This window comes from Paenibacillus sp. VTT E-133291 (assembly GCF_002264395.1).
Classification (GTDB): domain Bacteria; phylum Bacillota; class Bacilli; order Paenibacillales; family Paenibacillaceae; genus Paenibacillus_AQ; species Paenibacillus_AQ nitricinens.
In genome coordinates this window covers 1-13,116 of record NZ_NFVA01000029.1, presented here as the reverse complement: position 1 = coordinate 13,116, position 13,116 = coordinate 1, and the positions used below count along the sequence as shown (strand labels likewise).

The window sequence follows — 13,116 nt, the reverse complement described above, 5'->3', positions numbered from 1 at the left end:
CTGAGAGGGCAATTACTTAGATGAAAGTCTTTATGGACTGAGCTATGGAAGCTGCACTTTGAAATTCAGCATCACGGAAAGTGACTAGCGAAATGAGGAACATAAACGTTACAAGAACAAATATACCGAGACAAAGGTAAGAGGATACCCGCTGTGAACGAGGTCCTACCGTGATTCCCCAGCTGATCAAGAAAGACCATATACCATTGGAGAAGTGAAAGCATGCTGCAACGATACCGATAATGTACAGTGTCAACATCAGTGGTTGAGTCACGATATCATGCATCAGACCCCCTAATTCTTCATGCTCCACACTACCGACTGCCACCTGAACCCGGGTTTGGAACAAATGCCAGACTATAAAGATAAAGGTAATAATTCCTGTAATGCGTTGCAGCGTATAACGCCAGTTTCTTTCAATGTTGAAACGGTTCAAGTTCGGCTTGGATTGATACGCAATATACAGTCCGTATACGCCATGGTACAGCAGAGGAAGCCATATACCGAACAATTCCAGGAAGAAGACAAGCGGCAGGCTATTCAGCCATATCACGCTGTCAGTGAAACCGGAAGCGCCACCCTCTACAGCCGCAAAATTCGTCATCATGTGCTCAATGAAGAAAGCTCCAAGCGGGATAACGCCTAGCAAGGAATGAATCTTTCTGGAATAAAATCCTTTCATACAAAGTAACCCCTTTCCGATTAAAACAGCGTTTTCATTATTGTGTATTCACCGCCGGAACTACATTTGACACAGGATAACGTAGACTATGTAATGACAGAACGTCTATATTTTACCGCTATCCTTGGGTTCCCGGACTTTGTTTTCTTTTTCACAAAATGTGAATATCTTGTGTCACTTTTCATGTTACTCCTTTTTCCCTTATAAGGGAATTGCAATCTAATTATTAAACGTTATACAATAAACGCATAAGAATAGATTTTATATGATAATAATTCTCATTTAGAAAGACAACATTTTCCGACAAATCTTTTATTTCCTTATGGAGCAAGAAGTATTATCTTCATGGCTATGAATTTCGTCACTACTGTTTATAGATTGCACTACGAGAGGAACCTAAATATGTTTGACGATTTAGATGTTTTTGCAGCGGTTGTGGAGCACTCCAGCTTGAATCGGGCCTCCCGCCAGCTCAATCTGTCCCAACCTGCCTTATCTCGTAAAATCTCCAAGCTGGAAGAACGGCTGGGTGTCGCGCTATTTAATCGTTACGGCAAGCGCCTGGAGTTAACCGAGGTTGGGCGTCTTACTTATTCCTACGCACTTGAACAACGGCAGCAGCGCTCTAAATTTCTGGAGGCTTTGTCTAAATACAAAGAAGGCGAGCCTAAGCTGGTCACCTTAGGGGCTTCACTTACCTCACTGCAGACCACTCTGCCTCCACTAGTTAACGCATATATGGAGAAATACCCGACTTCGGAGTTAAAGCTAATCACCGGCCGAACGCATGAGATTGTCTCCTCTGTCAGTGAAGGAAAGTCAGATATAGGTCTGATCGCATCCTCTATTCAAGAGCCTGGACTGCGCTGTATTTCTTTGTTTGAGGATCAGCTTCGACTGGTTGTCTCTGAGCATCATCCTCTGAATTATGCTTCTAAGCTAACCATGAATGATCTGTCCCGACTGCCGATGATCCTCTTCTCCAAAGGCACCTGGTACCGCCGTCTAACAGACGATCTGTTCCAGCGCTGCGGGATTGATCCGGACGTACGTATGGAGATTGACTCCTTCGAAGCCATCGTGCGGCTGCTGCCGACAGTCAATGTGGCAGCCTTACTGCCCAAGTCTTATCTGCGTCCGCAGCTGTTAAACGGCGGTGGGCTGGTATCTCTGCATATTAAGGAGCTGGAGCAGACTCAGCGAACTACCTGTCTGATTTACCGTGACGATGGAAGCCTGAGCACAGCGGCCCGCAGCCTCGTGCAGGTCACAGAAGAGATGTTTCTGACGGAACGAGAGGTATAGTACATACTCTGCGTGCAATCTTAATTAAAAAAATCCCTCCGTCCTATGTAAAGGACGGAGGAATTATCTATTTAATCCTGGTTTACAACTTCATCCTCAAATCGATCAATACTTTCATTAGAACCAATGAGTACCATAACGTCTCCCTCACTCAGATGATCATGTGCCGTTGGAGCCACTATTATTCCACTTTCCCGGTTCAGGGCAACAATACTGCAGCCATATTTTGCTCTTGTATTTAAATCTGATAAGCTTTTCCCGTTCATGCAAGACGGAACGGTTAGCTCGACGATTTTATAATCCTTGGAAAGTTCAATATAATCCAGCAAATTGGGTGTCACGAGCTGATGCGCTACACGAATGCCCATATCCCGCTCTGGAAAAATAACCCTGTCCACACCCAGCCTAGACAACGCACGACCATGAAGGATCGAGATCGCCTTGGCTACTACTTGCTTGACTCCGATCTCTTTTAACAATATCGCCGCCAGAATGCTTCGTTCCATATTGTCACCAATCGCAACAATCCCACAGTCAAAGTTCCGTACGCCAAGCGAGCGCATAATTCCTTCATCTGTAGCATCAGCCACTACCGCATGCGTCAGATGATCGCTCATATCCTCCACGCGCTCCTCTTGGTGATCGATGCCGAGCACCTCGTAGCCCATTTCCATCAGTTCAAGCGCAAGACTTGAACCGAAGCGGCCTAAGCCGATTACTACAAATTGCTGTGCTTTCATTTCGGATTAACTCCTATCCAATAATTATTTTACCTTCTGGGTGCTTATACAATGGTTTACCCTGTTTTGGTCCTAGCGCATACACTAATGTTAATGGACCTAGGCGACCCGCAAACATCGTCAGACAAATCAGAATCTTGCCGATAACAGACAGTTCAGGTGTAAGCCCCATACTTAGTCCCACCGTAGCAAAGGCTGAGGTCGTCTCAAATAATATTGCTAAGAAATTACTATCCTCTGTTGTGGACAGTAACATTGATACAGAAAGGACCAATAGTAAAGCCAGTAAAGTTAACGTCAACGCTTTATAGATACGCTCCTGCGCCAATCGGTAACGGAACAGCACAACATCTTCACGCCCGCGCAGCATCGCGATTACTGCACCAATCATAATGGTAAAGGTCGTAGTCTTGACCCCGCCACCCGTTGAGCCCGGTGATGCACCAATAAACATAAGGATAACCATAAAGAACTGTGAGGCTTGCCGCAGTCCGGCAATATCCACCGTGTTGGCGCCAGCGGTTCGGGGCGATACAGACTGAAAGAATGCCGATAATATTTTGCCGCCAAAATTCAGATTACCCAGAGTGCGCTGATTTGTAAATTCGAATATAAAAATAACCAAAGCGCCGATAAGAATAAGCCCTGCCGTGGTGGAGAGTACAACTTTGCTATGCAAAGATAATTTACGTTTGACACGAAACTCCACCAGATCCGACATGACAATAAAACCAATCCCGCCAGAGACAATCAGAAACATCACCACGATGTTCACAAGCGGGTCATATACATAATCGGTTAAACTCCGGAAATCCCCGAAAATATCAAATCCAGCATTATTAAACATAGACACCGCATGAAATATTCCAAAATAAATGGCCTTTCCCAGTGGCATATCAAACGCCCAGCGTAAGGACAGAAGCACCGCTGCACAGCCTTCGATGACCAAAGAATAAATAAGTACTCTACGGATCAGTCGAACAATCCCCTCCATAGAGCCTTGGTTCATGGCTTCCTGAAGGATCAGTCTGTCCCGCAAGGAAATTTTGCGTTTCATCATCATGGCAAATAAGGTCGCCATTGTCATAAACCCTAAGCCACCAACCTGGATAAGCACCATAATTACGGTTTTCCCAAAAATGGTGAATGTCGTCCCGGTGTCCAGCACCACAAGTCCTGTCACACAGGTGGCCGATGTTGCAGTAAACAACGCATCAATAAAACTCACAGCATTCCCGCTGGTACTCGAAATGGGAAGCATAAGCAGCAAGGCTCCAATCAGAATGATCGATGCAAAACCAAGCACCATAATCTGAGGCGGAGAAAGCTTCAGAAACTTTGATTCAGAAACCCTGCGAAACTGTGAAGCCACTACGTCACCCTCTTATCTAAATTTAAAGAATTCCAACAAAAAAAGCACTGGAAAACCAATGCTACCCTTGGTTCCTGCAGTAAATTAGCCTACGAGGTTAGCTGACGGATTCGGACTGTGCAGGCTGCCCTATTCGTTCCTAGAACGAAATTCACCCCTGATGAATAAAGACACCGCCTATGGTGTATACTCATCTTTTCATTACTTCCTGTGGTTCCCCCGTTTTCACCTGAAATTCGGCTATATACAATTGCATACAAATTATATATGTTATTTCGATAAATCACAAAGACACTATTAATGGTGATTCATATGAAAAATGCGGTTTGGAGAGGATGTACCAGTAGGAGTACCTTTTCTCATCACTTTTCCGTGTTTTCCCTGCAATTGCATCGATTTTCATGAAAAATGAAGAAATGATCACTTTAAATTCATGGTATATATTCAGATACCTATTCTATAATATCTCTATTACCCATAAAAAGAATGTACGATGATTTTTGTAACTATCATGGCACTAATACTATAATGGAACATAACATTGTCAATTTACAAGGAGGCGTTACATGAATCCCGTCGGCCAGCCCTTACAGCAACGTGCCCTCTCCAAGAGGCTCATCATCTCGGGCATTATCGGTCTTATTCTATTTATTATGTTTCAGATTGCTCCCTCAGTGCTAAATAGCCCCGTGGGGGAAGATACTACTGTCATCAGCAAGGCGGAAGCCCGCGACAAAGCGATATCATTTGCAGAACAAAAGCTAAACTACACCAAAGCACCAAATGATCAGTGGAATGTACTCTATGATACGGATTCTTCCTTTTATGGTTATATGTCCCGCGAGAAGCTTTTGGAGGACTATACAAAGAAGAAGCTGGATCAACGATATCCTTTTGACATTTTCCGTGTAACACTTAGTCCTTCAGCGGAACAAGAGCCGCTAATCACCGTTGACCTCAATATGTATACTGGCGTGATTGTCGCCTTCAAACAAGGAGTAGAAGGATCATCTGCAGGGTCACCAAGCAATGTATCCACTAGTGCAAAAGAAGAGGACAAGGGAACTGACTTGTCTCTAGCCCAAAAAGAAAATCTTGCCCGACCTTGGCTTCAGGAATGGGGGGTGAATCCCGCCAAATTGCAAATTGAATCAAATACGGGAAACTATGGGCTTGTGTATACAGATCGTTCCGTTCAGGTTGGCGAATCCTTACTACACTATTATTTCGATTTCACTGGCGAACAGGTATCCAGCTTTAAAGCAGGATTCACCGCTCCAGCCTGGCATACCTCATATGTAAAGGATCAGACCTCTCTCGCAGAAAAGCTTACTTTATTCGGCTACGGTCTGCCTACTTTAGCTTTAGGAATTCTGGCACTCATCTACAGCATACTTAGAAGAGAACATACTTCCTTTAAGCGCGGAATATTCCTAAGCTCAGCTTATTTTGTAATCATGATGATCAGCACCTATAATATGCTTCCTGAATCCTCCGGCGAAGGACTCGAGGCTCAGATAACTTCCGTCATTATGTTCATCATTTATGCCTTATATAGCCTCCTAATGTCCTCCTTGCTATATTTTTCTTTAGTTGGAGGGGACGGCCTATGGAAAAAAGAAGAGGGGATGAACCCATGGCCTCGCGCTAAAGAGCCTGGCTATGGAAAATATGTGCTGGATAGTATCCGGGCTGGATACGTCTGGGCATTCGTGCTGCTAGGGGTGCAGACCCTTATGTTCATCGTATTATCATTTACCTTGCAGAACTGGTCCACTACTGACGCCACTCAATCTCCTTACAACATGAGATATGCTTGGCTGCTGCCCATCGTTGCATGGCTCGCAGGTTTATCCGAGGAAGCTATTTATCGTTTTTTTGGAATCCCTATGTTGAAAAAAGTATTCCGTAGCACGTTCATTGCTAGCCTGATCACCACGCTGGTTTGGGCGTTTGGCCATACTTTGTATCCGATCTATCCCATCAGTTCCCGTCCCATTGAGCTGACCGTGATCGGTTTGCTCTTTAGCTATATTTTCCTTCGTTACGGCTTTATTGCCGTCATGTTCAGTCACGTCGTGTTTGACAGCATTCTGATGGGCGCTACGCTGATCTTTATGAAGGAAAGCGTGAATGTAGGGGCTGGTATCTTCGCGATTATCATGCCGTTCATAGTGGCCTACATCGTCTATCGGTTTAACCCGCCGCAAAAATCAGAACCTAAGCCGGTTGAACCTACATCTGTAGGTTAAAGAAGTAACGGTGAGACACCCGATCATGAAAAAAGATGTCATAGCAGAAAATCTGCTATGACATCTTTTTATATTTACGTATACATCTTTCCTGCGTTTCTGATGCCTATGATGATGGCTCTTCATCCTTGAGTGCCTCAAGAATTTGACTAGCCAGCTTTTCGCCAATAGAAAGTGATTTGAAATCCTCTATGGAGGCTTCTTTAATTTTCTTTAGCGATCCGAAATGCTTAAGCAGCGCCTTGCGCCGCTTCTCGCCTATACCTGGTATGGAATCCAGTTTAGAAGTAACCATGGACTTCCCACGTTGTTCACGGTGGAAGGTGATGGCGAATCTATGGACCTCATCCTGAATCCGTTGCAACAGATAAAATTCCTGACTATCACGAGCCAAAGCGACGGGTTCCGGCGGATCTCCAACCAAAAGCTGAGCCGTCTTATGCTTATCATCCTTAACGAGACCACAGACCGGAATGAATAACCCCAGCTCATTCTCCAGAATATCAATCGCTGAAGATATCTGCCCTTTACCACCATCGACTACAATAAGATCCGGTATCGGCAGGTTCTCTTTCAGCACCCGTTCGTACCGACGCCTGATGACCTCGCGCATCGTTCCATAATCATCCGCACCCACAACCGTACGAACCTTATATTTACGATACTCTTTTCGTGCGGGCTTGCCATCAATGAAGACAACCATCGCAGAGACCGGATTAGTCCCTTGAATATTCGAGTTATCGAACGCCTCGATCCGGCTTAAGCGTTCGAGCCCCAAGCTCTCGCCCAAGCTCATTGCAGCACCAGAGGTACGTACTTCATCTCGTTCAATAAGCCGGAACTTCTCGTCGATTGCGACTGTTGCATTTTGGCAGGCCATACCGACCATCTGCTTCTTGAGGCCACGCTGCGGCACTAGTACTTTGGTGCCGAGCCACTCCTGGAGAATAGAGGCGCCACCTGCAGCATCAACAACACCTGCTGCTGATGCTTCAGCAGCGGCCATTTCACGGGCCTCAACTTCTTCAGGCGATTCAGGGGTATCTTCCCCCTTTAGCAGATCTTCTTCGGCTGGAGCGGCAATGACAATCGCCGGTTTAGCTTCTTTATCAGCCACTGCTTCCTCATCAAGCACATCCGGCAGAAGAATCTCCTGCGGCAGAGCAGGATTATCACTGTAATACTGCGTCACATAAGACATAAAGTCACTATAGGCTTCCCCATAAAATGGAAAGACAGAGGAGTGGCGCTGAATCATCTTCCCTTGTCTCATGTACAGAATCTGTACACACATCCATCCCTTGTCTACCGCATAACCAAATACGTCCCGATCCTTAGTATCTGTGGTGTTAATCTTCTGTTTCTCCATCAATGCATCAATATGGATAATTTGATCCCGCAGTTCCTTTGCCCGTTCAAAATATAATTCCTCAGCAGCTTCCTGCATCTTCTGCTGTAGATCCTTCTTAACCGCATCATGACCTCCGCTCAGAAAAGCAGCGATATCTTGCGTAATCTGCTCATACTCGGATTTCTGCACTTCCTTCTCGCACGGCGCCAAGCATTGGCCCATGTGATAGTAAAGACAGACTTCCTTTGGCATTACGCCACATTTACGGAGCGGATACATACGATCAAGGAGCTTTTTCGTTTGCTGTGCAGCATAACCGTTAGGATAAGGGCCGAAATATTTTGCTTTATCTTTAATCACCCGGCGTGTGACTTCAAGCCGAGGGTGAGTTTCATTCGTTATTTTAATATAAGGAAATGTCTTATCGTCCTTCAGAAGCACGTTATAACGCGGCATATGCTTCTTAATCAGATTGCACTCGAGAATGAGCGCTTCCATGTTGCTGGACGTAACAATATATTCGAAATCAGCAATGTTAGCGACAAGCCGCTGCGTTTTACCATTATGACTGCCTGTAAAATAAGAACGAACCCGGTTCTTAAGTACCTTCGCCTTCCCCACATAAATAATGGTGCCTTCTTCATTCTTCATCAGATAGCACCCGGGCAGATCGGGTAATAGAGCCAGTTTATTGCGGATGTTGTCCAAAATGATCCCCTCCAGCTAAATTGGACCCATGATTAGTTGGCATTCAGCACACAAAACGCCTCCGGAATGAACCGAAGGCGCTGAGCGGCAGGGCCGAGGCCCGAACAGTAGCATTTAACAATTATTGATGTTTAGCTACGATATTTTTCAGGGATTCTTTGGAGTTCAATCCCACAACTTTATCTACCGGTTGACCGTCTTTGAAGAAGATCAGGGTTGGGATACTCATCACGCCAAAACGGGAAGCCGTTTCCGGATTCTCATCCACATTCAATTTAGCAATCTTCACGCTGTCTCCCAGTTCTGCGGACAATTCGTCCAAGATTGGAGCAATCATCTTACAAGGACCACACCAAGGAGCCCAGAAGTCTACTACTACAGTACCTTGACCTTCCACTTCGTTACTGAAGGTTTGGTCAGACACATTCACGATAGCCATGATATTGTTCCTCCTCTAAGTTTTACGAAGCTTTACTCCATTCTAAACCAAAGCTTAGTTTATGGAAGTTACTCCGAAAATATAAGTTAATAAGTTGTTCATGTAATATGATAACCAAATTACCACTTACCGACACAATTCCAGTATAACATATCTTTAAGGGATATGTTATATATCACATACAATTATATTGCCCTCAAACTAATTTTATTTACGTTACTCTTTTCTTTACAATCTCCCCAGCCTTTCGGTATACTCTAAGAAAGCGCATTAAATGTCAATGACTTATTTCATAATGGTCAACTCAATTTGCATCTTAACAATACAGGCATTGTCCCTGTAAGGAGGCAGAAGCTATGGATGTCAACGCGCAAGTACGGGACCCACGAGAACATATCAACGAAGAACCCCGCAATGATCTAGGCGATTTAATGAACGGATTTTTCGGAATGACTGCATTTATGACCGTTGTCTTTTTCGGCATGGTTATCATTAAGTTCATTTCGGAGTAAGGGAATCATCACAATATAAACAGAGGCCGTCTCAAAAGTAGTAAATGCTACTTATCGGGCGGCTTCTGTTTTTAAGGGTGATTAGGGAAAATCCCCCTGATAATAGCCGATAATTACTATAATTGAATGGAATCAGGGAATTTGTCCCTAATAATCGGGAGAATATCCGTTTTCGTTGATGAATCAGTTGAATTTTAGGGAGATATTCCCTTATTAGTATTCTGATGAGCAAAAATCTCTGCATTTTAGGGAAGATTTCCCTTATTATTCATCAGAGTCAGTATGCCATGGCAGCCAGAGGCTGCAAGCAGAAAAGCGATCCTCCAATAAAAGGAGAATCGCTTTTCTTTTGAATGTTACGGTTATGAATATTTAAAGTTTATCTAATCGTCCCCCGCTGATTCTCTCCATGCAGTGGAATAACATCCACAAAAGGAGCAATACGATCCATCAGACGTTGACCTTTATAAATTTCCTCGCCATCCTTACTTGTGAAGCTAAGATGTTTCTCCAAACCGTCGAGTGGATAATTCGAGGTATAGAACGTTGGTTTACGGTTCATCCGATAATTCAGAATCGCACCAAGCACATGATCGCGCGCCCATGGATTCAAATTCTCCGCACCGATGTCATCAAAAATAAGTAAATCGCAGTTTTTCAGCGTATCAACGGTTTCCTTCATCTTCTGGCCGTCCATCATAATCGATTTTAAATCCTCGATAAAATCCGGCATATATACGATAACTCCAGTATAGCCGGCAACAGCAAGCTCATGAAGCAAGTAACACATCAGAAACGTTTTACCCGTTCCGAAGGTTCCATGTACATAAATCCCGCGTGAAGTCAGACCTTCCTCTTTCACGCTCGTAATATAATCAAATATTTTATTAACCGCCGAGACACGGCGTGGATCCTTGCCCATAATATCTATCTCGTCATAACCGCCATTAAGCACACGTTCATCCACATAAAAGCTACGGATACGTTTGCGGATGCTATCCTGATTATCCTGTGCGACTTTAAGCCGGCATGCCGTCTTGCGTTCATATAAGTCCGCCGAACCATTCACACTCTCTACCGTAAGTTTGCTAAAGTGGCCAGGGAAATCATTCGGACATTTCTCTAGACCCGGACAGTTCGCACAGTGGCGGCTCTCCTCTACATATTGATACAGGCGGCTCATATGAAGCCGCAGTCGTGAATCGTCTAACTCAGGATGTTCAGACTGTAATGCCTTCACAAGTGGATGATTGAATAACTCCTGTTCAAGATCGCGTTGACGCTGCCGTAGAGTTGGATTGTTGATCGAACGAAGCACATCGCCCATAGACTCCATAGTTCCACCTCTCTTTCATTACGGCGCTTGGGAAACGCCTTTTTTCTTACTGGCTTTAATTTCTGCCGCTTTCTTCATCATCGCCGCGAATTCTTCTTCCGATACCGTTCCGGCACTTCCATCGTCCAGCACAATCGGAATTTCCGGTTTAGCAGATCGGCCTGTATTTTTGGCATATGAACGTGATCGAGATCCTCCCGCCGTGTTAGTTGTAGCTCCCTTGCCTTTCACTTTGGACTGATCCCTGATATATTTTACAGCCTTTTCGTAGGTGTTCACCTGTTTAACCAGCATATTGGAAGCGATAGCCTCCACAAAATTGCGATTCATTCGCTGTTCTCCACCTGAGGCTACCATAGTCATTAAATAATGAATAAGTACATTAATTACTTCACCGCTTAGCTTATAATTCAAATCTATTTTCTCGAACATATCCATCAAATGACTGGGCACTGCACCTGGGAAAAAAGTTTGAAGCAGCCGCGTATATGGTTCGTTCCGCAGCATCATATTATATTGGTGAATGTCACATTTGGACAAAAATTGTGGTGGTACTTCTACATAATACTCCATCTCTACAGACTGCTCCGGAGGCGCTATAGAATCATCATTCTCTTCGGAGGCACTGGAACGGATGGAAACAACCTTAGCAGCAGCAATTTCACGCTTTTCTTGTCGTTTCATATCCTGCCTGAAATGCTGGCTCGCTTTATATTGCAGTGCATCCAGTATAACCTCACCTTCCGGTGAGAACACGCCATCTTCATCCAGCAGACGACATAAATCCTGCGGACTGAGTTCATACTTATGAGCTACATAGTTAATAACACCCATTTGAGTATGGTCAAAACGCAATTTTTCTACATGAGCCCGGTTTACAGACTCCCGCGGAAAACGCAAAATAATATCACTATATCCAATCGCTTGTTCTCCAGATTCACGCATGCCAGGCTGACGCACAGTGGCTACTTCTGCAAGTGCCTGCTCCAGCTCATAATCAATGACATGTGTATTAAGTTGAAAAATATCATAAAAAGGCACGGAGATATTCTCTTTGCCTATGGATCTGCGACTCCACTCTTCTGGCTCTCGGTTCCAGAATTGTTCCCGTAATGACAGCACAGCAAATTTGCCGATTTTATCGCGTAACAGCAACGTCAAATGCTGAGTGGCAAAAAAGTCAGCTGGCGATAGCGGCGGCATAAGCTCATATTCATATAAGTAATCATCAGTTTCCGGTACATAGATTCGACAGGTCTGTAGCAGACCTACCGCTTCTAACCGGGAAGCCTGATCTATTAAATATTTGCGGCCTTTCTCATTCGGTTCAACGCCTAGCGTCATAAATAATCTGCGCTGCTGCTCCACTCCAGAATAGCCAATGCTATCTGCTGGCACATGTTCAACCAGCAAGCGATAGAAACTGATTGCAAAAGCTCCTACCATAGGCTGATACACAGAGCTAAGCATACGTCCATCTATAACACTAAGACCAAATTCGCGGGAAACGCAGTACCGATGATGTTCGGTGAAATGATGTAAGTTACTCATGCGCATCTACGGATACCCCCTTGTTTTCACGAATTCATACAGGATTCTATTCTATCATAAAAAACGTCGCCGGAAATGTAAATAAACTACCAATTCCGACTCTTTTCGCTATATAATCAGCTTTTTCATACGATTATCTGCCTCTATTAAACAAGAAGAAACGGCTTCGCTGTCCTCTGGAAGAGGAAGGTTCCGTTTCTCGCTGAATTTCAAAATTGATTCTTAGCGTAGAACTAAAAGCTTATATGTTCAAAAAAACGACTCTCACATCAGAGCCGCAGGTCTTCCGATTAAATCTTTAAAACATCTTGTAACCGCCAAAGCGCAGTTTTTGAATGGTCCATCCACTCAATATAGCACCTGCAAGACCAGCGACACCAGTTAAGTAATCAACAAAGTGGAAACTGGAGAGATGCTCCCAGAGCGACATCGCGCTTCTATCCCAAATGGAATAGACTACGACGGGTAGAATAATAAGTACGAATAGATAAGCGGGAAACCAGGTTGTCTTCATTAACATGTTAAGAATAAATCCAATACCAAACATCATCACAAAGAATAAAACGGTTAGGATAAACACTGGAATAAACCCCATCTTACCGTCACTACCCCTTTCTATAAAGAAGCGCACATCTTATACGAGCTAGTAGTAAGTTTACTAGAAAAAATGTCACGAAGCAATGAACTTTATTCAAAATTAGGTCTAATACTCTTACAACGGAATGTCATCATTTGCTCTAAGCAACTTGATTGCGATACAATGCATATAGATTAATAAATCATACATAGTCTATGATGCAGGAGCTTCGTAGCTAGTTTTACGCGACGTTGTATCAAGCGAAGCTTATGCTTCGTAAAACAAAGCGTA

At 44.1% G+C, this 13,116-nt stretch carries 11 protein-coding genes and 1 riboswitch; of the genes, 3 read left to right on the top strand and 8 right to left on the bottom strand.

Annotated elements, in window-relative coordinates; translation table 11 throughout:
- Positions 1 to 16: 16 nt before the first annotated feature.
- Positions 17 to 682 carry a succinate dehydrogenase cytochrome b558 subunit gene (locus CA598_RS13750; RefSeq protein WP_094871656.1) on the bottom strand — a complete coding sequence of 222 codons (666 nt, stop codon included), beginning with the start codon at positions 680 to 682 and terminating at the stop codon, positions 17 to 19.
- Positions 683 to 1,084: 402 nt separating this feature from the next.
- Here CA598_RS13750 and CA598_RS13745 point away from each other — a divergent pair, with 402 nt between their 5' ends.
- Positions 1,085 to 1,987, top strand: coding sequence for a LysR family transcriptional regulator (locus CA598_RS13745; protein WP_094871655.1), 903 nt, complete (start codon positions 1,085 to 1,087; stop codon positions 1,985 to 1,987).
- Positions 1,988 to 2,058: 71 nt separating this feature from the next.
- On the opposite strand, the gene CA598_RS13740 is transcribed toward CA598_RS13745, so the two are convergent.
- A complete protein-coding gene (locus CA598_RS13740) occupies positions 2,059 to 2,727 on the bottom strand; it encodes a potassium channel family protein (RefSeq protein ID WP_094871653.1) in 669 nt (222 codons plus the stop codon).
- 13 nt (positions 2,728 to 2,740) lie between these two features.
- Positions 2,741 to 4,036 carry a TrkH family potassium uptake protein gene (locus CA598_RS13735; RefSeq protein ID WP_094871711.1) on the bottom strand — a complete coding sequence of 432 codons (1,296 nt, stop codon included), beginning with the start codon at positions 4,034 to 4,036 and terminating at the stop codon, positions 2,741 to 2,743.
- A gap of 133 nt (positions 4,037 to 4,169) precedes the next feature.
- Positions 4,170 to 4,351: riboswitch (cyclic di-AMP (ydaO/yuaA leader) on the bottom strand.
- Positions 4,352 to 4,665: 314 nt separating this feature from the next.
- Here CA598_RS13735 and CA598_RS13730 point away from each other — a divergent pair.
- Entirely contained in the window at positions 4,666 to 6,351 is a 1,686-nt protein-coding gene (locus tag CA598_RS13730) for a CPBP family intramembrane glutamic endopeptidase (protein ID WP_094876871.1), read from the top strand.
- Between the two features lie 106 nt (positions 6,352 to 6,457).
- Here the strand turns inward: CA598_RS13730 and uvrC are convergent, their stop codons facing one another.
- Together uvrC and trxA are read right to left on the bottom strand one after the other, a co-directional pair.
- Positions 6,458 to 8,353: an excinuclease ABC subunit UvrC gene (gene uvrC, locus CA598_RS13725; protein ID WP_218832599.1), complete on the bottom strand. Its 1,896-nt coding sequence runs from the start codon at positions 8,351 to 8,353 to the stop codon at positions 6,458 to 6,460.
- A 178-nt stretch (positions 8,354 to 8,531) separates the two neighbouring features.
- Positions 8,532 to 8,849 (bottom strand): thioredoxin, encoded by a 318-nt coding sequence (gene trxA, locus CA598_RS13720; protein WP_042130884.1) that lies wholly within the window; start codon positions 8,847 to 8,849, stop codon positions 8,532 to 8,534.
- Positions 8,850 to 9,205: 356 nt separating this feature from the next.
- Here trxA and CA598_RS13715 point away from each other — a divergent pair, with 356 nt between their 5' ends.
- The gene (locus CA598_RS13715) at positions 9,206 to 9,361 is read left to right on the top strand and encodes a YqzM family protein (protein ID WP_094871648.1); all 156 of its coding nucleotides are present in this window, start codon (positions 9,206 to 9,208) and stop codon (positions 9,359 to 9,361) included.
- A gap of 379 nt (positions 9,362 to 9,740) precedes the next feature.
- Here the strand turns inward: CA598_RS13715 and dnaI are convergent, their stop codons facing one another.
- From dnaI to CA598_RS13700, 3 genes are all read right to left on the bottom strand, one after another.
- Complete coding sequence (gene dnaI / locus CA598_RS13710; RefSeq protein ID WP_094871647.1) at positions 9,741 to 10,697, bottom strand: primosomal protein DnaI; 957 nt, start codon at positions 10,695 to 10,697, stop codon at positions 9,741 to 9,743.
- Between the two features lie 18 nt (positions 10,698 to 10,715).
- Positions 10,716 to 12,254: a replication initiation and membrane attachment family protein gene (locus CA598_RS13705; protein ID WP_094871645.1), complete on the bottom strand. Its 1,539-nt coding sequence runs from the start codon at positions 12,252 to 12,254 to the stop codon at positions 10,716 to 10,718.
- 292 nt (positions 12,255 to 12,546) lie between these two features.
- Positions 12,547 to 12,843, bottom strand: a complete 297-nt coding sequence (locus CA598_RS13700; RefSeq protein WP_042130887.1) for a YuiB family protein — start codon at positions 12,841 to 12,843, stop codon at positions 12,547 to 12,549.
- Positions 12,844 to 13,116 lie beyond the last annotated feature (273 nt).